The sequence below is a fragment of the Methylomonas sp. PHL2-19 genome (genome assembly GCF_059331595.1).
Map to the genome: position 1 here is coordinate 2609212 of NZ_CP196839.1, position 25847 is coordinate 2635058.

Sequence of the window (25847 nt, forward strand, 5' to 3'; positions counted from 1 at the left end):
AATGCACTCCGTATTCAAGGTGGGCGCAGTGTATTTTAAAAAAAACCGGGTGTCCAACAAAAAAATCAGTTTTATTTCGGGAAATGGTTTTGCCCCGAAATTAATTTTCTTAAACAAAAACTTAGCTAGCATCAGGTTTATCTAATGTTTGAAATTAGCGTTCCATTCGGCGCGATTCTTCTTCGCTGAGAAAGAAATTTAGCCGTTCGTTGAGGATGGCTTGTAGCTGAAAGCTCAGATCAGTCTGTTGTTTTGCCAATCTGATTTGCATGATCGCCGCTTCGGTTTCGCCGCTGGCGTAATAGTACTCGGCCATGTAGCGATGCGATTCCCCGGGCTGTTTGAGGTCGGCGAAAATCTGTGCGAGTAGTTCGTAATAATACGGCTGGTCTTTCTCGCTATCCGACAAGCTTTGTAACACTTGTTTTGCGCGTTGCGGTTGAGCGTTCTTGACCAGACTACGGGTATATTGAATTTTTAGGGCGTCATTGCTGGGGAAGGTGTTAATTGCTTTCTCAAATAATTTGCCGGCTTTTTCGTAGTCGTGCGCATCCATCGCTGTGCGGGCCAGCGCGGAGATATATTGCGGTTGCGACGGATATTGCTCGGTGAGTTTTTGAAAAATTTCGCTGGCTGCGGCGTATTGTTGATTTTCCAAATATACCAAGCCCATGCCATAGCGGGCGACAGCTCTTTGTTCCGGCGTGCCTTGCATTTCGAGCGTGGTGAAATGCTGTAGCGGGGTGCGTTTGTCCTGCGCAGTCAGCACGGTAAGCTTGGCCTTGGTCAACAAATACGCTAATGAATCCGGATATTGCCGGTAGGGATAGATTTCCGCTCTGCCGCGGGTGTCGGCCACCCGATTTTCCGATACCGGGTGGGTTCTTAAAAATTCAGGTACGCCTTTGCCGTAATACCGCGTCGATTGCTGTAAGCGTTCGAAAAAAGTCGGCATGCTGCGCGGGTCGTAATTGGCACCGGCTAGGGTTTGCATACCCACCCGGTCTGCTTCTTTTTCGTGGTCGCGGGTAAAATCGATTTGAAACTGAATGTTGCCGGCTTGGATGGCCATTAAAGCTGCTTGGCCCATATTGGGGGACTGGGTGCCGATCAAAATCGCCGCCAACGTGGCGGCGACGGTCGGGATCGACAATTTGCTGGCTTTTTCAATGGATCTGTATAAGTGGCGTTGAGTGACGTGGGCAATCTCGTGAGCCATTACCGATGCGAGTTCGCTTTCCGCTTCGGTTAACAGAATCAAGCCGGAATTGACGCCGATATAGCCGCCCGGGCCGGCGAAGGCGTTGATATTGGGGTCCATCACGACAAAAAAGTGGAAGGGATTGGATGGCGTGTCGCTGTGGGACGCTAATTGCCGACCTATGTTCTGGATGTATTGTTGGATTTCCACATCCTGATTAATTTCGGCTTGTTGATGCAAATTACGAAAAAAAGCTTCGCCGAACTCCTTTTCCTGAGCGGGTGAAATGATGGCGCCTGCTGAATCGCCCATGTCCGGCAGTTGGATTTTTTCGATGTCCAAGGCTCGCGGCGACGGACAGAACAGGATCAGGCCAAGGCTGAAAAAAAGAGGCTTAATTGTCATGGAAGCTCGGACTGGAAGCAGTAAGTTTGGTTCAATGGCGAAACAATGCGCGGCAAAAACGGGCAGCTTGAGTGTGCTCGTATTAAAATAGGCCGAATATTGAATTTAACGATTATTTTACAGCGCGATGAAATATGCCGTACAAGTTAATGCCAGTCCTTACGCCAGCAATGCCGGCCTGAACGCCTATCGGTTTATTCAGGCGGCGTTGGCGGCCGAGCACCAAATTCTGCGAGTATTTTTTTACAAGGAGGGTATCTATCATGCTTTCCGTTATGCCCAGCCGCCTGAGGATGAATTTTCGATTACTCGACATTGGTCGGCTTTGGCTGAGCAATATGGCGTGGATTTAGTGGTATGCATCTCCGCGGCGCAGCGCCGGGGTTTATTGTGCCTTGATGAGGCTGCACGGCAGGGTAAGCAAGATGACGATACGGCGCCAGGGTTTCGGATAGCCGGTTTAGGACAGTGGCTGGAGGCGACTCTGCTAGCTGACCGCAGTATTGTCTTCGGTTAACTGTGCCATGAAACGTTATCTATTCATCATGCGCCGCTTGCCTTACAGCGGGGGCCATCTGCAAGAAACGCTGGACGCCATTTTGACTGCTGCGGCCTTTGATCAGCACGTCGCCTTGCTTTTTATTGACGATGCCGTGTGGCAATTAAAAAATCAGCAGCATCCTGGCGGATTAGATTTAAAGGATACCTCGGCAATTTTTCAGGCCTTGCAAATTTACGACGTTAACGATTTGTACGTAGAAGAAGAATCTTTGCAACTGGCCGGACTCACATCCACCGATCTAATCTTGCCTGTCGTCAGTCTGCCGCGTGTCGAAGTTAGCCGCTTGATGCATCGTTACGATCTTATTATTTCTGATTGATGCTGTGGAATTAAACAGTTGAAGCCGCTTAAGCTAAAATTCTTTATTCGTAATATTTACCCCACTTAAGTAGACCGAGGACGAGCACACCATGGCGGATGAAATTGAAGAAAAAAGGCGTTATTTTCGAGTCAACGACACGATAAATCTGCTGCACAAAGTCATCGACAAAAAAAATGTCGACGCCTTGAGTCATGTCTCTAATGATGTATTGGGCAATTGTTCATTGACCTCCGCGTTAGACGTATTGGCGCAGGAAGCGCGCATGTTGTCGCCACGCCTGGAAAGGCGCGATCCGGAAATGTTTGAATATCTGAAGATCATCGATACCAAAATCAACTTGATTGCACAGGCGATCAGCGCACAGAGCGAAGAGTTTTCCGAACACGATACCCGAGACGTCAGTCTCAGCGCCACTGGGTTAGCTTTTAGCAATGAAACACCTATAGCGGTTGGCGAACTGCTGGAATTGCGGATGCTGCTGACCTCGTGTATGGCGGTGATCGTGGCCTACGCGAACGTCGTCCAGTGCAAGGATATTTCCGGCGAAAGCCCGGAGCGGCCATTTTTTATCTGTGTTGAGTACGTCAATCTCAAAGAAGACGATAGAGAGCTGTTAATCAAGCATGTCGTCAAGAAACAATTGCAACAATTGCGTGATAAAAACGAATTCTAGCTGCGTAGTCCGGCTTTACTGCGCGTTCGACAGGTTGGCGATTGATTTCTCCTAAACTTAAACAACTTTTACATGTCCTGGCGGACGGCCAATTTCACTCGGGGACCGAATTGGCGGGCTTGCTGGGCGTGAGTCGTTCGGCGGTATGGAAACACTTAAGTGCGTTGTCCGAATTCGGTATCGAGTTACTAGCGGTATCGGGCAAAGGTTACCGTTTGCAAAGCCCTTTACAGTTGTTGGACGAGCAACAGATTGATCAGCACTTGGAGGGTCATGCTCGATCCTTGCTGGGTGAACTGGAAATTCACGACGAGATTCACTCTACCAATACTTATTTATTGGATAGGGCGCGGCTGGGTGCCGGCATCGGCTCGGTCTGCCTGGCCGAACGGCAAACCGCGGGGAAAGGGCGGCGCGGTAGGTATTGGGTTTCGCCGTTTGGTCACAATATTTATTTATCAATTTTGTGGCGTTTCCAGGGTGGGCCAGCTGCGATCAGCGGATTGAGTCTGGCGGTTGGAGTGGCTGTAATCCGGGCGTTGCGAGGTTTCGGGATTGTTGATGTGGGTTTGAAGTGGCCGAACGATATTTATTGGCGACAACGTAAATTGGCGGGGATTTTGATTGAGGTGTCCGGGGAAAGTAGCGGGCCTTGCCATGCGGTGATAGGTTTGGGTTTAAATGTGTCTTTGCCGGCGCATGAAGGTCAGGCCATCGAACAGGATTGGGTCGATTTGCACGATATTTTGGCGGAGTCGGTTCATGGTCAACGTAATCGGCTGGTGGGCGAGTTATTAAATCAGTTGCTACCGGTGCTGGCGGAGTACGAGACCCGTACGTTGGCGCATTATCTCGACGAATGGCGTGGCTACGATTGCATGCAAGGCAAACAGGTCGATATTTTTATGCACGAGCAGAGCTTTAGCGGCGTGGTGGCGGGCATCGACGATCAAGGCCTGTTGTTGCTGGAACTCGCCGACGGCGAAACCCGGGTGTTTGCGTCCGGCGAAGTCAGTTTTCGGCGCTTATGATTTTACTGGTCGATATTGGCAACTCACGTCTGAAATGGACCCAGGCAGAGGCCGGTGTGCTGAAACCGACGATGTTTATGGATTATCGCCTAGCGGATTTTCCGGAACGTTTGCGTGAGTTTTGGCTGAGTATCCCCGCACCCAAGCAAATGGCTATGGCGTCGGTATCGGAAAATGCTCTGACCGTTTTATTGGCCGACATGGCGCGGGGACTATGGCCCGGTGCAGAGCTGATCATGCCGCAGTCTTCGCAAACAGCTTTTAACGTCAAAAATGCATACGCTGAGCCGGAGAAGTTGGGGGTGGACCGCTGGTTGGCATTGCAGGCGGCGCATCGTTTTTATCCTGGGGATACCTGTGTTGTCGATTGCGGCACCGCCATCACAATAGATTTCATCGAGAGCGATGGCAGGCATCTGGGCGGCTTAATCAGTCCGGGGTTGTTGCTGATGAAAAAATCCTTGGCAAACAATACCGCTGCGCTGCCGTTTAGCGAAGACCAGGCAGAGACAAGTTTGGCGGTTGTCACGGCGGCGGCTATCAATAACGGTACCTTGTTAGCCGCGGCTGGTCTGGTAGAGGCGGCCTTGGTGCGTCAGCCCAAAGCCTATCAGTTAGTGTTGAGTGGCGGCGATGGGGAGATGTTAGCGCGGCATCTGGCCGTTCCAAGCATTGTAGACGGCGATTTGGTCTTTAAAGGCTTGCTCAATTATTGCCAAAACGACAAAGCCTTATGAAGGTGCTGTTTTTTTTGTTATGTCTGCTGAATGTGTTGTTTTTTTTCTGGAAGCTACATTTTGGTGCGCTTACGCCATCGGTCGAGCCGGTCACTAATATTCCGGCCTTGCTAACGGTCAGAGAGAGACAATTGGCACGGCGTGGAGCACAAATTTCTGCTTATCTGGACAATGCTGCCGCTGAATTGCAAGCCAAGCAAGTAACGGATATTCTGCAGCGCTTAAACCCGCCCCAAGTTGTTTTAGTTTTCAAAACAAGCCCTGATACGCCTAAGCCAACTGGTTCAGACAGGCAGAAAACCGCGATTCATCACTGCTATGAGGCTGGGCCGTTCAGCGATCAGGAGGCGTTGCGGCGATGGGCCAGCACTGAGCATTTAACTGTGTTTAAAGCCGCAAACAAATCAACTATGGTTTCTTCGGACTTTCAGGTTTATTACCCGGCTGGAAAAGATGCCGAACAAACCCGTATCAATAAGATGATGTTAAAAGCCAAAGGATTAAACGATGTCTGGCCAATCTCGGATGGTGATATCAAAGGGGCAATATCGCTCGGCGTGTTCAATGATCGGCAGCGCGCCATGCTATTTAAAAACCAGTTGGCCGAGCAAGGCGTCAAAGCGGAAATTAGGCAGCGCAATAAACTCCGGGATGAATTGTTTATTCGGTTCGTCGGGGGGCAGAGCGCTATTTTCAAGAATGTTGGCTATACACGAGTGGCCGATATAGACTGTGGCAATGCATTGAAATAGGCGCCAGACTCTGGCCGCATTTGCTACAGACGCTATGACGGTCGTTGCGCCGGATGAGGCTAATTTAGGTTCATCCGGCTTTTTTATGTCCGAAAAATTACTTTGACGCAGTTCAAAAGGTGTAACGCACCGATTTGGTGACTTTTTTAGGCAAAAGGCAAAAATTACTCGTAACGTGTCGGTAATATTTACACTTTGCAATTTTTGCGCTTATAACTTATTGAAAAAAAACATAATTAATTTTGGCATTGTATTTGCTTTATTCTGTATGGGTGGGTGTTTATATATCCACCCCCCTTCTTAGTTGGGATTGAGGAACAATTTTGACTAAGGAGTAAGGTGGTCAAAAGGATGACCAATTGTTAACGTTAATTTAAATGGGGAATATCCATGAAAACGCTTTTATCTTTAAAACTTTGGCTTGCTGTTTGCCTATTTGCGGTTTCGACTGTAAGTTCGGCAGGCATCATTTGGGAATCTACTGACGGCGATAGCAATTTTATCTCCTTCGGTTCCAGTTCATTCCCATTTACTTCAAGTGACACCTTCGGTATCTTTTCTGCTACCGCTGATCTGGCTATTGATGCACCTGTTTACACTTTTAACGGTGTAGGCACGTTTGCTTCTGCTAGCCCTTTCAAATTGGGTCTGTTGACAGCGAGCGGTTGGGTTAGCGAAGCTGGTAACTATGAATTGGGTGCCCCTAATACGTTCTTGTTGACCTTTGTAAAACCAGGCGTAGTCACCAGCAACTTGAGCTTTCTGTTTGGATTCGATCTGAAAGCTGCTGCGAATCAAGACCCTGTCACTAGTGTACCTCTCCCTGCATCGGTATGGTTTATGACAAGTGCTTTGATGGGCTTCCTGTATACCGGTCGTCGTAAAGCGGCCGTTCAAGCTTAAAATTTTTGAGCTTTTTAAACCGGATGGAGTCGTTCTCCATCCGGTTTTTTTATGTCTGTTGAAAATCTCCGAGTACCTTTAAATTCCCGCATGGCGGGAGCTTTTAAATCGCTTAGTGGATCATTGTGGCCGTTGAGCTCCCGTTTTCCCGGGAGCGACGATTGATAAATAAGTGAGCAATTAATGGTCTTTCTTCACTGCTTTTCTGCTTAAGAACACGCCAACAGCGCTACCGAATAACCAAATGGGTGCGGGCAGCGGAACTGGCTGAACAGAGCCTGACACGGGTTTAAACGACACTAATTTCAACAAATCGCCATTCAGAAAATCGTTGTTCGCCGCCAAGGTAAAGTAGCCGGAGCTGGTCGGCGCGGAGGAGCCGGCTTTGGCGTAAAGGTTAAACTCACCCGCGCCGCCGTCCCATCTAGCGCTTTTTCCCCAACCGCCACCTTGCGTCCACTGGCCTATCAATTGTTGGCTAAAGTTCAGTGTTTCGCCTGCGCTATCCCAGGTGGCAAAATCGAAATCCGTCATCTGAAATGTGCCGTTTCCCAAGCCTCCCGTGGCGTTGGACACGGTTAATGTGAAAGCCTTGATTGCGTCATTGTTGCTGAAATCGAGAAAAGCCGAGCCTGGATTGGGAATGAGTTGCTCATCCAGGCTGATAAGGCCTTGCGCAGTGGCGGCGTTTCCGAATTCTAAGCCGCTGTAATCGAGACTAAAAGTAACTATTGCGGCGTCGGCGTTGCCGGCTGCACATAATGGGATAAGTACGGTCAGGCCGGTTTTTAAAAATTTGTTGAGTTGCTTATTCATCGTTGTTCTGGTTCATATTGAAAAGGAGACCACTCTGGTCCGGTGGGTAGGGCTTTACCGGGCGAGTCGGTTTTGCTAATCCAGCCTTTAAATTCCCTGGCGTTGCTACGCCCGTAAAAACGGGAATCCGGTTCCTCTCCTGTGCGTCGGCTAGCGCAGGAGAGGCTTTGTTTAAAGCTTAGGCTAACAGCTTGCCGAAATGCCGGGACTGGAACATGTCCGTCCCGGCCCGCAGATGCTAACCGCCGCTGACTATCATGCTTCGTGCCTGATTCTTTAGATTGATCGCGTTTTGCATGAGCGTTGTGCGGTTTGGATAAAGCTTGTTCGTTGCCTGTGTTTCGTAATAGAGCGCTTGCTGCAGTTTGTCTAACGCATCCGGATAGGGATTAATGACAGCTTCCTTAAGTACGTCGATAGCGTCCTGAGTATCGGCAATCGCCAGTTTTAAGGTTTTGACACTTTGGTCACCGTTCAACGTAATCGCTTTTTGATCCAAAAGATTGGAGCTGCGGATGTTTTCCAGCACGTTGATGGAGCGCAGGAACAAGGCAACGGCAATCACTTGCGACGAATCCAGTTTGCCTTGGCGGTTGGCTTTGCTTGAGGTGAATGCGCCCGGCGAACTGTTAAATGCATCCGAGCTGTAAAACGCTACGGTCTCTTCCAGCGTGGTCACGCTGTTGTTGTGAAAGAACGGCGCGGTATCGGCGGCTTCGATCAGCGATGGCGTGTTAAAACGATTCAATCCCTGATGTCCCGCTGGGCGCGTCGTGGTGCCAGCCGGCGCCACGCTGCCGTCGCTATAACAAGTCTGATCGAAATTTGGACCGCAATCGGTTTGTAGCGTTTGTCCGAAACCACCATCGTAGGCCAGATTTGGATCGGCCAAATGATGCAATTGGTCGCGCATGCGCTCGACGCCGGTGTCCCGGGTAGGATTGGCGTTGGTGGTGGAACTGATGCCACCGGCGTTGGAATGGCAGCCGTTGCAGTTGCCGGTAGTGCCGAATAGCACCGTACCATCCGCAAGTTTGGGATTGTTTTTGGTGTTGAACAACAGCAAGCCGTTTTGCACCAGCGGCGACTTGAAATACATATTGGCAAGATTGATTTCTTCACTGCGGCCCAGAGACAGCATATAAGCTTCCAACGCATCCAGCTCGGCTTCGGTAGGCAATCTAAAGTCGATGTTTTCAGCGCGAATCAGGGTTTTTGGCAAATGCTGTTTAATGGCCCCCTTGGCGAAATCTCGCAGCGACCCGCCGTCGGGGGCGCCGTCTCCAGACCAACCGATAGCATGCGTATGCGTACCGGATTGCTGCGCTTCGGGGTCGTGAGCGTTGAAATAATCCGTATCCTGAGTGAATTCGCCGTTGCCGTAACCTGGGTTGATGGTTTTTTCGAAGGTCAGGGTGTTGGCAATACCTAGCAGATGCGAGGAGCTACGCATGACTGGCGGCCTATCGAAGCCATCGACATTGGCCACGAACAAACCAAATTGTCTGAGCAGCGCCGGTTTTTCCAGATCGGCCAATACCGGATTGGTCTCGGCTACAAATAGCGGGTCGGTTTTCGGCAGTTTGGCAATGTAGCTGGGATCGATGGTGTGGTTGTTGTCCGGCCTGTGGCAAGTGGCGCAAGTACGGCCGTTGCCGTTAAAGGTTTGTTCGGTAAACAGCTGTTGCCCGGTGGCGATCAGTTGCGTCAGTTGTTCGGGCGAGGTGGCCGCCGACGAAGTTACTGCGGCTTGCGCGGTTTTGGGCAATAAAAATTCGAACGCCGCTTGTGCGGGGCGGGCGTTCTCTTCTGCCGTTACGGCGCCTATGGTTGCCGCCGGCCAATAGCGTTCGGTGTAATACAGCCGTTGCAGCAAGCTTGGTGAGCCGAATAACAGGCCGCCGGTTTGCGGTGTCTCTCCGGCTTTGGCAATCGCGACGGCATCCATCGTAAAGCCGGTGAAGCGGTCGCGGTCCAATTGGGTTGTCAGTAAATGTTTATCTTCATGAGCCGACAATGGGCCAATTTTGATTGCTTTATCGTTTAGGTTATTGCCGGATTTGTGATTATCCAGCAGCCACACATCGTATTGTTCTTGATTGGATAAGCCGCTGACCGCCACGCTTAATTGGCCATTCAGCAGATTCAATGCCGCTTCACCATTGGCAGCGGTAAATTGCCGAGATTGTGCTCGCGAAAAGCCCAGGCCGACACGCAAAACCTCCAGGTTTCCTTGTTGTTCGTGTGCGGTTTTCCAGCGTTCGTATACTTTACTTAAGGCATCGACATTGCCGTGGCCGGTGAAGGGGGCTTCCGGTTTGGGGGTAAGAGCATAGCCCAAGGCGATGGCGGCGACAAAAGCCAAGGGAATTTTTAATTGTTTTTTCATGCTTATAATCCTGGGTTGAGCTAAATAAGGCTGATGCGGCGGACAACGACGGGATTTGATAGAAAGCACGGTTCCGGATGTTTCTGATCATGGTAACCAATTAAATTGTGTTCCAGCGCGGCATCCCCCAGGCCAAAGCAATAGCCATGCCCGAATGTGTTTTATTGTAATCTTGTTGAAAAAACTTATATAAATCAATGATAAGAATTTATTTGATGCTGATTTTTTTCAGCTGAGAACAAGCTTCTTCGGGTCGCTAGATGATTTTTTCGATATGTCAAATTTCTAGCTTTTGGATAAGTGTGTCATATGCCCTATCTATGCGTTATATGACATAGTCATTTAGATTGTCGACGCTGAAAGTACTTTAAGCTTTCGCTAAACAGTATGTTTTAGAGGCTTTTGACAGGAAATATTTTTTTGTATTGCAAATTCCAGCATGATTCCTCCGGTTTTTTGGTGTGGACTCCTCCGGTAGGCGCGTTTTGGCTATTTAGCGTGTCGGAAAATGGGTTATTTACCTTAAATTACAGATGCTGGAAGTTCTGCGGTCGGACTGAGTGGCTTGCGGCGCAACTGTGTTCAGTGGACGTGGATCGGCTGTTCCCGATTAATGGCTGGAAAATTAATCGCTTTGAGTAGGCCGGGGTTTCGGGACATGAATCCCGTTTCCCAGCCCTTAATTTAAGCTAGTTTTCGTAGCCAAACTCGTTTATGAATGGTTGCAGCTCAGGCAGGATGGTGGTGTATTCCGCTCGATAATGCTGCCAACGGCCAACTGATGATGAATATAAAGGTTGCGCGACCTGGCTAAAACTGGGGCTGGCGATGTACTTGCCGCCTGCTTTTTTATGGAATTCGGCGACTGCCGGATCCCACTCCAAACCAATAAAATCAAACACCTTTCGGAATGCCGGTTCGAAATCAAATACCGCGTCTTCGTATCGGAACTCGATAAAACGCATCGTTAATTTCGGTCTGATAGTCAGCCACCAGTCCATGACTTGCGCATAAAACCGGGCAGTACTTTCCCAGCTTAGTAATTGCACCGTTGATGGCGTCGGCAACATGGTTTGCATGAAGCAGCTCAAGCAAACGTCGCGCGGATCGCGCAGCAAAAATACCAGTTTGGCGTCCGGAAAAATGCAGTTGATCAAGCCCAGATCGATGGTGTTCATCGTCGTCTTATCCAGCAATAATCGGGTGCCGATCTTATCGCCGTACAAGGCGCGGGCTCGGTGCCAGTAAAACGCACGTAAGTGTTCTACGCCTGCTAAATCAAGTTTGCGCAGTTGCTCGGCGACGTGACCTTGTCCATTCGACATTCGCTTAAGTTCCTTCGCCATCGAGATAACCAGATCGGTTTCGTCCGCGACAAAAATTTCCGGATGGGCGGCCAGCACTTCCTGGGTTAGGGTAGTGCCGGTACGCATAAAGCCCAACAGAAAAACCGGCGCGGGTTGGTCGGCTGGAAACTCGGTATGGGTCCAGCGTCCCAGTAGTTCGCTATCAAATTCCGTCTTATGTGTTTCCAGCATTTTTGGAACTAAGCTGGCGTCTTGGCGTTTTACTTCCGGTAGGCGCGGCGCCTGTTCGGCGGCTGCATGCAAATGCGGGAAAACCTGATCATATTGTCCAAGCTTGTCCAGAATCCGAGCCAGCTCTTTATTGGCTCGGAATCTTTCTTCGGTGGTCAATAAAGCGTTTTGCAATACCTTTTCCAAACGTTGTTTGGCTTCTTGGTTCAGGCCATCGGCAGCTTCCAGAGTGGCGAGTAAAATCGACAGTACTGCGCTGTTCGGCGCCAATTTCAATGCCTGTCTACCGGCTGCGAGGGCGGGTTTTTTCTGATTTAGACGAGAGTAGGTCAAAGCCAGCAATTGATAGCCGCGCAATTGCCCCGGATTAATTTGCACGGCTTGTTTGCATAGCGCCAGTGCACCGGGAAAATCGTTCCAATACTGCAATTGGTCGACCATATCCAGAGCCAGGCCAATGTCGCGGCTTTTACGGGATTTTTTTAACAGCAGCTGCCCGGACTGATGAAGGTGCGCCAAGCCTTCCTCGCGCTGCCCGAGCCAGCATAGCGATTGTCCCAAGCAGGCCTTGATTTGCGGATCTTTAGGGCTTTCCGCCGCTGCCTTGGTAAACCATACCACCGCTTCGCTGAAATTTTTTTGTTGGACGGCGGCCTGGCCGAGTTGCATGAATGGGGGCATGGTGTTTATCGCTATAAAATCGAATGACAGTTGTCTGAGGGGGCGTTTTTATTGTTAAGCGAAGTTGCAAAACTCGCTTAAATCAATTACGTGAGGTGCTTTAGGGGATTGCGGTTTGCTGTAATTTGTCTTGGCCTCCTGCCGCTGGGGTTTCAATACGTTATTGACGCTGATTATATCTTAGCCGCGCCAGCTATTATCACCTGGTTGTGAGCATACTTAGCGTGATGTTGGCTGCCGGTTTTTTCTGGCAATCGAAATCAAGCCTAACAGTCCGCTGCCGAGTATCCAACTCGCGGCGGGAAGGGGGACTGCTGTTGGTGTATCTACGGCAATATCGTCAATTTGCACTTTGAATTCCGCGCCGATTTCGATTATATCCTCAACGCTTTGCGCGCCATGGAAATGTATCCAGACCGCCGCGACATTCGCAAAGTCTTGATTCAGTGCCAGCGTTCCGGAAAAGCCATTTTCAACTGTCTGATAGGCTACTCGGTTGCTATAGTGGGTGCCGTCGCCATTGGTCAAATCCGGGTTCAAGGCGCTGCTAAACCCTATGATTTCGTAAAAATGAATTGCCGGATCAAAATTTTCCGGTATTGGCGTTCCGCCGGCATAAGGATTTCCTTCGGCGGCGTAAGGTGCTTTGAATTGTATGCTGTGCAGACTAAACGCGGTCGAGTCTAGGGCTCTTATATAGATACCCGGTGCATCAGCATGGTAAGACAACTCGGAATCCGTCACGGAATTCAGTGCATGTAGATGCCCCCCGGTATTGATTGCTTCCGACAATGTGCCGACGACAAGACCATTCTGATAAATGCATGCCGTGGTATTGCAAGTGCCATCGGCGCCGGGGGCGGTGTTGGCGTGGCCGTAATAGGCGCCAACCGGTAGTACCGGGTTCGGCGAAGCTCTATCGGGTTTTACGCCGAAGTCGACGAAGGTTGGGGCGGTAATCGCCGCGTCGGCATGGCTACTTGCTGCAAGCATTGCTAACCAAATTACCGCTAAAGCCGGTTTTGCTTTATTCATAAATATCTTCAGGTTGGGGGAAGAGGGAGTTGTAAAAGATTTCACAAATGCCGATAGCCTACTTAAGCCTCACTTCGGTCACGGAGTTTTCCGGCAGCAGTCCATATGCCTGCGAGGCCGGTGATAAGTAGCCAAGCTGCGCTTGGAATCGGCACTGCCGTGGAAATATTGACGTTGTCTAATTGCATGCCGAAGCTGATTCCGATGTCCGGAACGCGGGGAAAGTCGTGGTAATGGATCCAGAAGGCATTGATATTTCGAAAGTCTTCGTTGAGCAGCAAATTGCCTTGGAAGCCATTAGCGACAGTTTGATACGCCACGCGCGTCGAGTAATTGGTGCCGTCGCTGGTCGCGCCGGCAAGGCCTGGATGCGCAGCGCTATTAAAACCCAGAATTTCCCAATATTCGTTGTCGCCTAGCAAGGCTGTGTCGTCGGGGCTAGAAGAAATTGGCTCGGGTACCAAGTACTGCCCGCCATTGCCGTTATCGTAGGCGGTATAAGTTGGATTATCGCCGTAAATAGGGTTGCCGGCATTAATCGGGGCAAAGAAGTCCATGCTATCTAGGCTAAAGGCGGAACTGTCTTTAGCCCTGATATATATGCCGGTGGAATCGGCATGATATTGAGCGCGTTTGTTCCCGCTAACTGTCGCGCTATGAATATGTTCGCCGCCTCCCTCGTAAACCACTCCCACCAGAAAACCGTCCTCCTGGTAGCATGTGCCGTAAATAGCCGAGGGGCCTGGGCAGCCGCCTGTTGCAGGGTTTGCCGGAAGATCGGGTTTGCCGGCAGTTGCAGTACCTAAGGCGCTGAATCCAATCACGGTTGGTAAGGTGGGCGGCGCAATTGCTGCCAAGGACTGCGAACTCGCCAGAATAAGGCTGCTGGTAGTCAGGCAGCGAAATATCGATTTCTTCATAGTGATTTTTTCCTTGAAAAGTTTTAGAGGCATGTAAATCAAAGAACATGCCTGTCCTTGATGTGTTTTAAGGCTAGAGCTCAGTGGAATCAAACAGTGGGTCATAGGTCGCAACGTAGGATAGGCAATACGTCAAAAGCTGCCGCAATATCCGTACCATGTTCGTTAGACATTTCGTCGGCCACAATCTTATAAAGGGCTGAATCAGGGGTCGGCTGAGGGCGTGAGGTGATTCAGTCAGCAAAGGTTTGAAAGGATAATAATTAAACTATGTTATATAGCTACGTATCGACGTAATTGCGGGTGATTACTGGTATTTTAGGCTTTTCGTCTAACGTATAAACCAGTATGCCAAGCAAGTTTAAACTAGAACCCAAATAATCCATTCGCCAGAAATACACCGAATTCTGACGATTTCTAATGGATGCCATTAGAGTAACTTGTTGATATTAGTGCGATTCAGCCTCTAATGGACAATCTGGGTTGAATGCAGAGCTCAATGTCTGCAAATGAACGTTATTCGAATTGCTGATTGCGCCTATTCGAACGTATTAAAACCGTACAGCATCTAGGAGGCGGTTCCGATAGGAACACCGCAACGCTTTGATTTTGCTGGTTTACTGGGTAGATTGTTACGGTTTTTAACGAACTTCGATATGCGTATTTGTAACATGTTCACGTGCCGCAACCGGACCGGTTGCCTGGTTTTTAGAGTTTTATAATGCGCAATATTATTTGTGGCATATTACTTGCTGTAAATTGGGTGTAGCAGCAAGCATGAGCTTGGCTTATCTTGAAAGATGTCGATTGTGTATTGCTTGCAAAAGTAGTCCGTAGTCTTTTCCTGGGCCGGGAGGCGTAGGTTGTGACTGCAGATTCAAAAAACTAAACTGCAATAACAGCAACATTATAGACATACCCAGACCATGAAATTAAAAGTTGTAGCAGCGTTTTGCCTCATAGCCCATTGCAGTATGGTGTTATCCGCAGAGATAGGAAGTTCGGTGCCGAGTTGCCCCGCAACTAGCGCATATAGGACTAATCGGCTAGATATTTCCGCTTACAAGGGCAAAGTGTTATTGATAGATTTTTGGGCGACCTGGTGCGGCCCGTGCCGAAAAGCGATGCCATTTTTGAACGGATTACGTAATGAACAACTCAAGGACGGCTTTGAAGTGATAGGAATTAATGTCGATGAAGACATCGAGGCTGCGCAAGAATACTTGAAGTCCGCCGCAGTCGACTATCCGATGTCGTTTAATCCAGAAGGCGACTGTCCGCGCATTTTCGGAGTAACAGCCATGCCGTCATCATTTATCGTCGATAAACAAGGCAGAATTCGGATGATTCATTTGGGATTTCGCGACGAAGACAAAGAAGGGTTGCGCAAGCAGATTACCCAGTTATTGAGCGAATAAGATGTTGTTGGATAACAATCGGATTGTTTCGCTTATATGCAAAGGGCTGGCTCTGATTGTATTGACTCAATGTTTTGGCTGTAGCGCCGTGTCTCCTTGGGAAAGAGGTAATCTTGCCAAAGACGAAATGGCGATCACGCCGTATCCAAACAGGGAAGCTTTTCGAGATCATATTTTTACCAGCAAGGAAGCCTCGCAGGGTGGACACGGCGGTTCGGGAGGCGGCTGTGGCTGCAACTAAGCTCGAAAAAAACAAGGTTTTAGCTGCGCTGACATCTGCAGCGTTAGGATTGCCCGGGCTGGATAGTCATGCGGCAACGCCGACGACTCAGGCCGAGGCCAACGCGCAGTACGGCTATTATCAGGAAAGCGATAACCGAATGCGCGTAGAGGTATATCACGGCGATTTTGTGATTCCAATGTCGGATCGCCTGGAGTTTACCTTCAGCGTGGATCGGGATACATACAGTGGGGCGACACCGTCGTTCAGTATGCCCGAGGTGATGGCGAACCAAACGAAAATAGATCAAAACCAGAATCGTGCCGATGTGATTTCGGCTGCCTCGGGCGGAGTAGATCCGACCAAGTTGGCCGGATATCAAGGTGTAATGTCATTTAAAGAACCATTCGAAGCCTATACTGCCATAGGATCCCAAAGCCAACAGCTCGAATTGAATTTAATCCAGCAGGGTACCGCTGCTATAACGGCGAATACCGATCAACTGCTTACCCAGTATCAAGCTGCTAATCCAGCACCCGGTTTTCCGGCGGGTTGGGGGCAGACTATTTCCAGCGCAGTTACTATCGATTTTCAGGGAGTAAACGCGGCTGTTTACGGTAAGGCTGATACCAATACTGGCGGGTTCTGCCCGGGTGGAGCGGGGTGTTATCAACAAAATGGCATTGTAGTCGGCACAATTTCCGATCCTCTAAATCCCGACGGGCATCTCCATCGACAAGGCACAATTGCAGATCGTGAAATCCAATACCATGCCGACTCATCGGGCATTTATATCCGCGAATTGGATGGTAAGGCTTTTCGCGCTGCAAATATGTTTTTTAACAGTCTGCAAGCAAATGGCTCAGGCGTTAATGATGTCTGGGAAATCCTCGGTTTTAATTCGGCAGTGAATCAAAACTTGAGCACGGGTGATGGCGCAAATTACGCGAATCGAGTGGCTTATCAACAAGTTGCCACCAACCATACCGGCATTTTGGCTCTTGATTCATCGTTCTCGAATATTAATGCGCTGTGGATTCATTACAAGGGTTATATACAAGATGTGACAAATTCAGGCGCTGATTTTGAGCTGAGGGTTGACGACATCAATCTTGCGCCAGCGCAATTTGCCAACGCAACACCGGAACAAATTGCATGGCTGCAGGCCTATAGTGCATATCAGAGCAGTCTTGAAACGGCGTCTGCATCTCAGCGACAAGCTATTATTGATAATGCGGCTGCACAAAAGGCGGCATTCGAAAAGAGCGCCTTAATCAGTATATACCGCAATTTTCTGAACCAAGTTGTCCCGCCCAACACTCGGGTCAAGCAAACGTTCCAGACTCAGCCGCAAGAAACCCGCACGCAACCCGTATTCGGCGCCAAATATTATTTCGATGACGCTACTTTGGGGGTTTCCGGCGGTCAATCGAACGAGCCCGATTTCAACTCAAACTTCGGTTCGGTTAATTTCTCGCAGGAGTTTAATAACAAACTTACCACTGTTTCGGCTGGTTATAGTTACACCCATAATGATGTTACGCGAAGCGGTGGTGGGCACAGCGATCATCATTCACAAGATCCGGGTCACAATCCGGCGATTTATCCTGAGCTTGATGAGTCTAGTGAGTCCAATGGGTTCAATCTTGGTCTGTCCCAAGTGCTTAATAAGAATGCATTATTGCAACTTTCGGCCAACTACACCCGGCAAAGCGGATACCTTAGCAACCCTTATAAATATGTGTACGTACGTGGCGAAGTTACTGCCGAAGAATATTATGAGATGTTTAATTCGCCGGAAACCGTAAACTGGAGTGGCATTACAAATCTGGAAATTGTCGGTATCGATTTATTCCGAGAAGTTCGTCCAAATCTGAGGAATCAATTTTCTTTCTCTACCCGGCTGAATCAATATATCCCGGCGGTCGACGCCGCTTTGCACATGGATTATCGTTATTTTCGGGATGACTGGGGCATTGATTCCCACACTATGGAAATGAAGTGGCTGCAAAAACTGCCTTTCGGTCTCACTGTTACGCCTAGTCTGCGCTATTACTCGCAATCCCAGGCCGATTTTTTCGCGCCGTATTTTTTGGCGCCACGCGCCGACGGGATGTATTCCAGCGATTTCCGCCTTTCCGGCTATGGAGCCCTGAGCGGCGGTGTTACCGTAGCCAAGCAGTTCAATCGTGGTATCAAACTGGAATTGGGCATGGAGTATTACACCCATCAAGGTAATCTGAAATTGGGTGGGGGTGGCGAAAGTGATTACGCCGATTTTAGTTATTGGATGGCGCATGCAGGACTCAATATCGCGCTATCGGCACCGGGACAAATTTTCGGCGGTGGCGCCGGCGATCACCATCATCACCATAATCACGGCGCATCGGCCCCGGCTGGCGTGATGTTCGCGCATATGATGAATAGTGCGGACGACATCATGGTAGGTTACCGATACATGTACGCCAATCAGTCCGGTGGTATGTATCAAGGCTCGCATGCCGCCGGTGACAGCGCTGTGTTGAATTATGCTTGCGGTACAACCAGCTGTATCTCGAGGCCGACCGAAATGGGTATGCACATGCATATGCTTGATTTGATGTACGCACCTACTGATTGGCTGAATCTGATGCTGATGCCGCAGTTGATGGATATGAACATGAGCCTGGAACAATTGCCGGGAGCGGTTGCAGAGACTGCACACGGGTCCGGGCACGAAAGTCACGGTTTAGGTGACACGCTGATGGTGGCGATGGTCAAGGTGTTCGATGCGCCCGGTCATCATGTGCATGCTGGCGTGGGCGTTAGTGCGCCTAGCGGCGATGTGGACGTGACGCTGGATGGTAGAGACGAGCCGGACAGCGAGTTACAAGATTACGGCATGCAACTTGGCAGCGGTACCTGGGACTTCAAGCCCAGTTTAACTTATACCGGTCAAATTGGCGATTGGAGTTGGGGTGCTCAACTTAGCGGTACCAAGCGTTTACAGGACCGAAATCCATCGGGTTACGCCTTGGGTGACATGTTTCAGGCCACGGCTTGGGGTGGCTATAGCGTGTCCACTTGGCTCTCGGCCACGTTGCGCGGTATTTATACCGACCAGGGCAAAATACGCGGTGCGTTTAATCGAATAAGCTCTTCGGGTGCGACGGTTGACAGTCCAGCCAACTACGGCGGTAAATTCTGGGATGTTGGCTTCGGTCTAAATCTGAACGTGCCGGATGGTGCGATGGCAGGTCACAACTTTAGTGTGGAATGGCAGCAGCCTGTCGCCGACAAATTTAACGGTTTCCAGCTGGAGCGCGAAGGTGTGTTGTCGGCTACTTGGAATTATGCGTTTTAGAAAGGCCTGGTATTTAGCCACTCAGCAAATATGTAAGTGCTTTGCCTCGGTTTTTCAGAAAATAAGTGATATGGCTCAATTATTCGATTTTTTCGCCAGAGCGAAAGCCGTGGAGCCCGCAGAACATATGATTTCCTAAGGATGGCATGATAACTGCTTTAGCTTTGTCGGGAAATCTGCTGGCTAAGCCCGCTTTCTAGGCGGAATTCCCTGATGCAAGTGCTGAACAAATCGTCGTACACCTCAAGAATTCGGTAAGCCAGGTTTTAGCCTCCCATGGATTGCCGTTGGTGGAGTGGAAAATAGATTTGACCAGCGCTTTTGAATGTAAATGTCCAATCCCCCGAAATCCGGACATTCAAACTGAATGACAGGCCATCGGTCTGTTGCGTAAGATTTTATCTGATGGAGATTTTATCGATGATGAACAAAGCTTTTACACTCAAGACCTTGGGTGGTTTATTTTTGGTTGGCACGGCGGCTTTAGCGACTAATGCTGAAGCGGCGACTGTCGATTTCCAAGGAATGACAGCGGCTACTTATGGTAACGCCAATGAAACAACTGGCGCTTTTATCGGTGGCTGTCCAGATGCCAATTGCTTCGCTCAAAACGGTATCGTAGTGGGTACTGTGGGCGATCCTACTGATTCCGGCGCTCATTATCATCGTCAAGGTACTTCAGGTGATCGCGAAGCGCAGTACCATCCGGATTCCACCGGCCTATATGTGCGTATGGCCGATCTTTCCAACTTCAGCTTGCAAAATATCTACCTGAACGTAACCAATGGCGAGGCGGGTGGCAATTTCGTGCTGTACGGTTACAGCAATGCTATCAACAACGGCTTGCTGACTGTTGCCGGCGGAACGAGTGGCGGTGCCGGTTCAAGCAGTGACCCGGAAGGCGGTAATACTGCACCTATCGCTAGCTATGTCGTAGCTAATGATGGTACTTTCGATCAGAACGTCACTTTAAGTGACCTGTTGGCTGCCGATTCCGATTGGGGTGATATAGGCGCGTTCTGGCTGACTTTCCAGGGCTTTAATCATAGCCCAACTGTCAACTATGCTTTGGGCAGTTATCCTGATTGGGATATTCGTATTGACGATATCACCCTGGATGCGCCTGTTTCAAGTGTGCCGGTTCCTGGCGCGGTATGGTTGTTCGGTTCCGCTTTGTTGGGCATGATTGCGCAAGGCCGCAGAAAAGCCATGATTTAAGCTGGTTATTTGAAATTCTGCTTGAACTGAAGGGCAAGGCGAGTTCGTCTTGCCCTTCTTTGTTTGTAGCGGAATGGAAGTGGTGGCTATAAAGTAGTCCCTGAAAATGGCTTGCTCGCCGTTGACTGAATAGCTCGAAAATAGGGTAAATGCCAGTAAATCTATGCTGTATATAACATAGATTAATTTATGGAACATTTACGACCAACAATCCGCTTGTTAGTAAAAAGTAAATTAGACCAAAGTCTTATAATTGTCGCGTTGACTGTGAAAAATATGAAGTCTAATTTGCAAAGGACGTTTTTTGGTCCGCTATTGATCTAACCAAAAACGGCATTATTTTGTTCACAAGTGACTGACCATACTTTCGGTGTTGGTCTTGCATTCGCATCGGCGCTCTTTGGCGCCAATTCCCGTATTTAATTAAGTGATTTAACCTGTTTTTTCTTCCTGGGGTCTGATTATTGTTGGTTAAGGCGAGGCTTTATAAGGCTTTATAAGGCTTTTCGCTATGGCATCGTTTTTGCTAATTCTCGGTTGATGCTTAGCGTAAGGGATCAACAATGACCTTTTTGTCATTAGCAGTCTAGTTCAGTAGTAACTTTTTAGGACATATTTTTTAGGATAAATCTGATGATAAGAAACACACTTGCCAAAGCTATTTCTTTAGCTATCGCTGGCGGCGCAATAACCCTCGCTGGCGTATCAAATGCTTCAGCCTCCACCACGATGTATAACACCAATAAGCCCATTACCAACGGTAATCCTACCGATGCGGCGGCCTTATCTACCGACGGCTGGACTCGCAATAACAATAGTACTAATACCGGAACCCCTTTGCCTTGGTTGGGAACAGTTGGTGCGGTAAGGCCGTTTGGCTACGAAGGCTTGTCGATTGCGAACTGGGCGGCGCATGTTACGGCTGCGGGAGATTCTTTGGAGATTTCGCAAGCCGATGCCGCGACGCGCTACGGGACTGCATGGGGTCCAGTGGCGGGTACAACGTACTTGGCTAATATCGATACAGCTAAAGGCGCTTGGTTCGATGGCTCTACCGGCTGGGCGCACAATACCGATATAGGCTTGTTCAAATCCGACGTTACCACCGAAGTATCCATCAGGTTAACGCCACTGTTTAATGTTTCCGAGCCCGATAAGTCGTGGAGCAATTTTGGTGTTACGGTTTTTACCGGCATGGATACGGATACATCCAAGGCTACAACCCCCAACTATAGTCACCATGCGGGTTGGAACGAGACCAGTTTTACTGCGGACAACCCCATGGGCACCACCGGCCTAACCTATTTGACGCATGACGCGACCGTAGACGCTACGAACGCATTGGTGTTTACCGCAGTTGCCGGACAGGTTTATTCAATATATCTGGGTGGTAACTCGGGAGAAGGTAACTTTAACCCGCACGCTGGGTATCGATTGAATCTTAGCACTGCCGCTCCCGTCCCGTTGCCTGGTGCTGTTTGGCTATTTGGTAGTGCTTTAGTCGGTTTGCTGGGCTTTGGTAAGCGCAATTCGAGTAAGTTTTCACGGTAAACGCTACTGTTGCAAGAGTGAATTCGCCGCTCTTGCAACGAGACTTGGCGACTTGGCGAGTTGGCTGTTGGTGGCAATGTTGCGGCATACTTGATCAAGCGACGGATAGGATTAATTTAGAGGCAAAAAATGAGATTAACCGATATTGTTATTATGTGTTGTTTGCTCGTGTCGCAGGCAGCAGTTGCCCATGGGCCTATGCCTATGCCGCTGCAACGTGTGCCGGTTCCGCCCGTGCCGGGACTTACCGATGGTCCAAATCCAATTGTTGTGGACAAGAATAAAGCGATCGCTTTAGGTAAAGCGTTATTTTGGGATGTCAATGTCGGCAGCGATGGCATGGCTTGCGGCTCTTGTCATTTCCATGCCGGCGCGGATAGCCGCGTCAAAAATCAAATCAATCCTGGTCAAAAAAGTACTCAGCCCAGCGGGCAGACCTTCGAAGCGTTGCCAACCGGCTTGGGTGGTCCCAATCACGAACTCAGCGTTGCCGACTTTCCGCTACGTCGATATAGCGATCCGCTAAATTCAGCGAGTCAGGTCACCTTTAATTCCGACGATGTAGTGTCTTCGGCAGGTACTTTTAGCGGAACCTTCATTAGTGCACCACAGTTTAGTGGCAATAACGATCAATGCGGCAGAGGCGCTGATCCGGTGTTTCACGTGAATGGTATTGGGACGCGGCGGGTTGAGCCGCGTAACGCGCCAACCGTGATCAACGCGGTTTTTAATCATCGCAATTTTTGGGACGGCAGAGCCAATAACGTGTTTAACGGCAGTAGTCCATGGGGCGACCGTGACCCAACGGCCGGTGTCTGGGAGAAAGTCAATGCGCGGAATGTTCAAAAATCACGTTTACATTTGGTCAATTCTTCATTGGCCTCTCTTGCGGTTGCTCCGCCTTTGAGTGATTCGGAAATGGGATGCCGGCAGCGAGTTTGGCCCGATATCGGAAGAAAACTATTGTTAAGGCAGCCGCTGCAGAACCAAAAGGTTCACAACGAAGATAGCGTGCTTGGTCCGTATAGTTTAAGCAGCGCTGGAAATTTGCGGCCCGGCCTAAATACCACTTATAAAGCACTAATCAAGCAAGCTTTTAATCAGAAATACTGGTCCTACAGCGGTATCGGTCCTTTCGGGGGGCGTCAGGGACAAGTACCTTACGACCAAATGGAAGCCAATTTTTCGATGTTTTTCGGTATCGCATTACAGTTATACCAAGGCACGTTAATTTCGGACCAGGCCCCAATCGATTTGACCGCACGCGATCCCGATAGCTTGGAGCCTATTTGGACTAACTTAGGGTACGATCAGGAAAAAATTGATACCCTGACACGCGGGTTTGAGGCTTTTACCGGCAACCATTGTCAACTGTGCCATGGGGGGCCGACCTTAAGCATTGCCGCGGTAGCTACCAATGCCAGTTTGGTGACGCCTACGCCGGGCATGAATTACGGACCGCTTAGTCAACCCATTCCTTACGGTCCGAATGCTATCGGTGACGGTGACGGCGGCAGAATCGGCGGTATCACACCAGCCGCGAATGTTGTGACTCGGGACACTACTCGAAATGGCGCTACCAGCTATTACAAATTGATGGACTTAGGTTTTGCCAACACTGGCGTAGCGGACCCGGACTCTGATGTGGGTGTTGATGGCGTGGACGATTTTGGTAATCCTTTGTCATTTACCAAGCAATATGTCCAATACTTGCTCGATAATCCAGCTGGTGTGCTGGATTCGGGAGTCTCGACTTTGCAAGCCTGTGACTTCATTAAAGCTTTGGCGGATAACGCGATACCGTTTTCTCGTTGGTTTGGCGTAGCTGATGGAATTATCGCAGATGGTAGCAAAGAAGGGCTGCTGCGAAACCAAAACTGTACCGTTGCCAGCTCGGCCTACATTCCCACAGCCGCTGCGGCTTTAGCGAACTTGACGACAGAAAAAATGAGTATTGCCACCAAGGCTGCGTTTAAAGTCCCAACTTTACGTAACATTGAATTGACTGGGCCCTATATGCACAACGGCAGTATGTCTACTTTGGAGCAAGTCCTTGAGTTTTATTCCAGAAAGGGTAACTTCAACAATGATAACAAGCATATCGTTGTCAATCAGATCGCTCTGTCCGGCCAGCCCGCATCGATACGAGCCGATTTGATTGAGTTTCTGAAAACGCTCACCGATGAACGAGTTCGCTACGACAAAGCACCGTTCGATCATCCTGAAATTGTCGTGCCGCACGGACATGCCGGGGACAATGTCGCCGTGACTCCAGGTAATCCATTGAACAGCAATCTGGCGATAGAAGAAACCATGACCATACCGGCAGTGGGGGCGAATGGTTTGCAAGACCCGATTCGGCCTTTCGATACTTACTTGGCACCTTAGCTGTATGTAAACAAGGTGTTAAAGATGTGGGCTGGGGCGATCAGATTTTGCGCTAGCCCACATTCAATTTGAACTTTAGATTTTAGGATTCTCAACATGGGATTTGCAAATAACGGAAGCGCTAGATTTTTTTACCCGACGGTAGTCGCAATATTGTCGGTGTTTTACGGGCAGCAGGCTCATGCGGTAAGCGTATTTAGTAATTATGCCACGCTCACTTACAGTCTTTCTTCGAGCGCTGACGGACTCGATATCGACGGATCTTTTGAAATGTTGGGTAGTCCGGACTCTTTCTTGATCGCCGACAATGGTACGGTTACGCCAAGCCACGGTGCCGGTTTGTTTCCTTTAACTCTGGACACACCCTTAAGCTTTTCTGTGAGCGGTCAAGACAATGCCGGTGAGTTTAAGTCGCAGCATTACGGTGTATTCAGTTTGAATTTTTTTAATTCCAGCACGGCTGTAATCAATGTGGATTTAACGCTGAACTATATACTTCATGCCGCAGTTGCCGGTGAGGCTGCCGACAGCGATGTCTATCTTGATTATTACAACTCAGACTACACTTTTAATGGTTTCGATAGCCTTAACGCCACGCTTTCAGTGCCTTTTTCCGAGCAGTTTACGGTCAATGGCAGTTCCGGAGTATTTAGTTTTTCACTCAATCCCGGTGAATCGGAAACGCTTTCGGCTGACGTTAAAATTGCGAGTACTATGCTGGCTGCACCAGTGCCATTACCCGCTGCGGTTTGGTCGTTTTTAGTAGGCTTGCTAGGAATTTTGGGTTTTAAAAAACGTAAACAGCCCACGATTGCTTAAAGCGTTAGGGATAAGCCGATTCATGGTTTGTTGTGCCGGATTGGATCACTCTATCCGGAAGTTCCTCGCCTGAAAAATAAGCCTGCAAATTCGCCAATACTTTTTCCCCCATCGCGGTGCGCGTTGCAATCGTGGCGCTGCCCAGATGGGGCAGATGTGACGCATTGTCCAGCGTCAATTAGCCGGTATCAAGGGCTGCCTGGATGTGCCGGCATTTACCACTTCGATCTGGCGATTTCGTCGCATGACGCCGGTATTCCCGAGATTTGGGGCAATCCCTAGGCCTCGCAACACTTTACCAAGGTATTAGTGAAAAACAGTAAACCGATGCTGTCGATGCCAATACCCTGATGAAATATGTGGAGCGCATGGGTTTTGTCGCTTGGGCACGACCATCAATCAACGCCTGACTTTACGTGGGTTTGTTGGTCGCATTGATGCTCTGCCCGGTCAGAAAAAACATCTGCACGCGCTGAGTGCGACGCAAAAAAAACCGAAGGCGTTGCTGCGCGATGCCAAGCTGGCGATTAGTAAATTGGAAAAACGCATTACTGCGTTGGCTGCGGAAGTGATGATTGGGGGCAAGGCTCACTCGGAGCTATCGCGTATTTTGAATTTGTTACCAGCAACAGGCATTAACCAAACCAGCGCCATTGCTTTGATGGGCGAGCTGTTGTTACTACCGGCCAACCTGTCCTAGCGCGAGTGGGTCAGTTTGCCGGGCTAGATCCCAAGGCCTTTGAACCGGGCAAAAGTATGCACAAGAAAATGCCGCCATCCAAAGTGGGTAACAGGCATATTGGTTAGGCATGCATATGCCGGCTCTGAGCGCCAAACAAGATGATCCCTAGGTCAAGCTTATTTCCAGCACTTGGTCGACAATGGCAGGAAGCCGTTACAAGTCGCCTGCGCTATCATGCGTAAA

The 25847-nt window shown here is 49.4% G+C and carries 22 protein-coding genes; 15 read left to right on the forward strand and 7 right to left on the reverse strand.

Annotated features, from left to right (window positions below; genetic code table 11):
* Positions 1 to 154: 154 nt before the first annotated feature.
* On the reverse strand, positions 155 to 1606 hold the full coding sequence (locus tag ACR02O_RS12180) for a M48 family metalloprotease (protein ID WP_445368936.1): 1452 nt from the start codon (positions 1604 to 1606) through the stop codon (positions 155 to 157).
* A 127-nt stretch (positions 1607 to 1733) separates the two neighbouring features.
* On the opposite strand from ACR02O_RS12180, the gene tusD reads away from it, so the two are divergent.
* The 7 genes from tusD (at position 1734) to ACR02O_RS12215 (ending at position 6586) form a co-directional block, all read left to right on the forward strand.
* Positions 1734 to 2123 (forward strand): sulfurtransferase complex subunit TusD, encoded by a 390-nt coding sequence (gene tusD, locus ACR02O_RS12185; protein ID WP_319962467.1) that lies wholly within the window; start codon positions 1734 to 1736, stop codon positions 2121 to 2123.
* A 7-nt stretch (positions 2124 to 2130) separates the two neighbouring features.
* A complete protein-coding gene (gene tusC, locus ACR02O_RS12190) occupies positions 2131 to 2487 on the forward strand; it encodes a sulfurtransferase complex subunit TusC (protein ID WP_458137282.1) in 357 nt (118 codons plus the stop codon).
* Positions 2488 to 2578: 91 nt separating this feature from the next.
* On the forward strand, positions 2579 to 3163 hold the full coding sequence (locus tag ACR02O_RS12195; RefSeq protein WP_033156554.1) for a PilZ domain-containing protein: 585 nt from the start codon (positions 2579 to 2581) through the stop codon (positions 3161 to 3163).
* Positions 3164 to 3204: 41 nt separating this feature from the next.
* A complete protein-coding gene (gene birA, locus ACR02O_RS12200) occupies positions 3205 to 4194 on the forward strand; it encodes a bifunctional biotin--[acetyl-CoA-carboxylase] ligase/biotin operon repressor BirA (RefSeq protein ID WP_458137283.1) in 990 nt (329 codons plus the stop codon).
* Entirely contained in the window at positions 4191 to 4931 is a 741-nt protein-coding gene (locus ACR02O_RS12205) for a type III pantothenate kinase (protein ID WP_458137284.1), read from the forward strand. The genes birA and ACR02O_RS12205 overlap by 4 nt, the downstream gene beginning before the upstream one ends.
* Positions 4928 to 5683: a hypothetical protein gene (locus tag ACR02O_RS12210; protein ID WP_458137285.1), complete on the forward strand. Its 756-nt coding sequence runs from the start codon at positions 4928 to 4930 to the stop codon at positions 5681 to 5683. The genes ACR02O_RS12205 and ACR02O_RS12210 overlap by 4 nt, the downstream gene beginning before the upstream one ends.
* 390 nt (positions 5684 to 6073) lie before the next feature.
* A complete protein-coding gene (locus ACR02O_RS12215; RefSeq protein ID WP_458137286.1) occupies positions 6074 to 6586 on the forward strand; it encodes a hypothetical protein in 513 nt (170 codons plus the stop codon).
* Between the two features lie 180 nt (positions 6587 to 6766).
* Here ACR02O_RS12215 and ACR02O_RS12220 read toward each other — a convergent pair whose 3' ends face one another.
* The 5 genes from ACR02O_RS12220 to ACR02O_RS12240 form a co-directional block, all read right to left on the reverse strand.
* Positions 6767 to 7402, reverse strand: a complete 636-nt coding sequence (locus ACR02O_RS12220) for a hypothetical protein (RefSeq protein WP_458137287.1) — start codon at positions 7400 to 7402, stop codon at positions 6767 to 6769.
* A gap of 238 nt (positions 7403 to 7640) precedes the next feature.
* Positions 7641 to 9791 (reverse strand): c-type cytochrome, encoded by a 2151-nt coding sequence (locus tag ACR02O_RS12225; protein WP_415880600.1) that lies wholly within the window; start codon positions 9789 to 9791, stop codon positions 7641 to 7643.
* A 689-nt stretch (positions 9792 to 10480) separates the two neighbouring features.
* Positions 10481 to 12010, reverse strand: a complete 1530-nt coding sequence (locus tag ACR02O_RS12230; protein WP_240617967.1) for a tetratricopeptide repeat-containing sulfotransferase family protein — start codon at positions 12008 to 12010, stop codon at positions 10481 to 10483.
* A gap of 219 nt (positions 12011 to 12229) precedes the next feature.
* Positions 12230 to 13045: a VPLPA-CTERM sorting domain-containing protein gene (locus ACR02O_RS12235; RefSeq protein WP_033156547.1), complete on the reverse strand. Its 816-nt coding sequence runs from the start codon at positions 13043 to 13045 to the stop codon at positions 12230 to 12232.
* Between the two features lie 62 nt (positions 13046 to 13107).
* Positions 13108 to 13965 carry a hypothetical protein gene (locus tag ACR02O_RS12240; protein ID WP_033156546.1) on the reverse strand — a complete coding sequence of 286 codons (858 nt, stop codon included), beginning with the start codon at positions 13963 to 13965 and terminating at the stop codon, positions 13108 to 13110.
* 974 nt (positions 13966 to 14939) lie between these two features.
* Here ACR02O_RS12240 and ACR02O_RS12245 point away from each other — a divergent pair.
* From ACR02O_RS12245 to ACR02O_RS12275, 7 genes are all read left to right on the forward strand, one after another.
* A complete protein-coding gene (locus ACR02O_RS12245) occupies positions 14940 to 15383 on the forward strand; it encodes a TlpA family protein disulfide reductase (RefSeq protein WP_225893110.1) in 444 nt (147 codons plus the stop codon).
* Position 15384: 1 nt separating this feature from the next.
* Positions 15385 to 15624: a DUF4266 domain-containing protein gene (locus ACR02O_RS12250; protein ID WP_051669948.1), complete on the forward strand. Its 240-nt coding sequence runs from the start codon at positions 15385 to 15387 to the stop codon at positions 15622 to 15624.
* A complete protein-coding gene (locus ACR02O_RS12255) occupies positions 15611 to 18946 on the forward strand; it encodes a DUF3570 domain-containing protein (RefSeq protein WP_240617969.1) in 3336 nt (1111 codons plus the stop codon). Before ACR02O_RS12250 ends, ACR02O_RS12255 begins: the two co-directional genes overlap by 14 nt.
* A 405-nt stretch (positions 18947 to 19351) precedes the next feature.
* Positions 19352 to 20164: a hypothetical protein gene (locus tag ACR02O_RS12260; protein ID WP_494521713.1), complete on the forward strand. Its 813-nt coding sequence runs from the start codon at positions 19352 to 19354 to the stop codon at positions 20162 to 20164.
* Positions 20165 to 20797: 633 nt separating this feature from the next.
* The gene (locus ACR02O_RS12265) at positions 20798 to 21715 is read left to right on the forward strand and encodes a hypothetical protein (protein WP_129871381.1); all 918 of its coding nucleotides are present in this window, start codon (positions 20798 to 20800) and stop codon (positions 21713 to 21715) included.
* A gap of 270 nt (positions 21716 to 21985) precedes the next feature.
* Positions 21986 to 24103 carry a cytochrome c peroxidase gene (locus tag ACR02O_RS12270; RefSeq protein WP_269468524.1) on the forward strand — a complete coding sequence of 706 codons (2118 nt, stop codon included), beginning with the start codon at positions 21986 to 21988 and terminating at the stop codon, positions 24101 to 24103.
* 96 nt (positions 24104 to 24199) lie between these two features.
* Positions 24200 to 24922: a hypothetical protein gene (locus ACR02O_RS12275; RefSeq protein ID WP_033156541.1), complete on the forward strand. Its 723-nt coding sequence runs from the start codon at positions 24200 to 24202 to the stop codon at positions 24920 to 24922.
* A 4-nt stretch (positions 24923 to 24926) separates the two neighbouring features.
* On the opposite strand, the gene ACR02O_RS12280 is transcribed toward ACR02O_RS12275, so the two are convergent.
* Positions 24927 to 25100, reverse strand: coding sequence for a hypothetical protein (locus ACR02O_RS12280; protein WP_225893087.1), 174 nt, complete (start codon positions 25098 to 25100; stop codon positions 24927 to 24929).
* Positions 25101 to 25304: 204 nt separating this feature from the next.
* Here ACR02O_RS12280 and ACR02O_RS12285 point away from each other — a divergent pair, with 204 nt between their 5' ends.
* Positions 25305 to 25622 carry a hypothetical protein gene (locus ACR02O_RS12285; RefSeq protein ID WP_033156540.1) on the forward strand — a complete coding sequence of 106 codons (318 nt, stop codon included), beginning with the start codon at positions 25305 to 25307 and terminating at the stop codon, positions 25620 to 25622.
* Positions 25623 to 25847 lie beyond the last annotated feature (225 nt).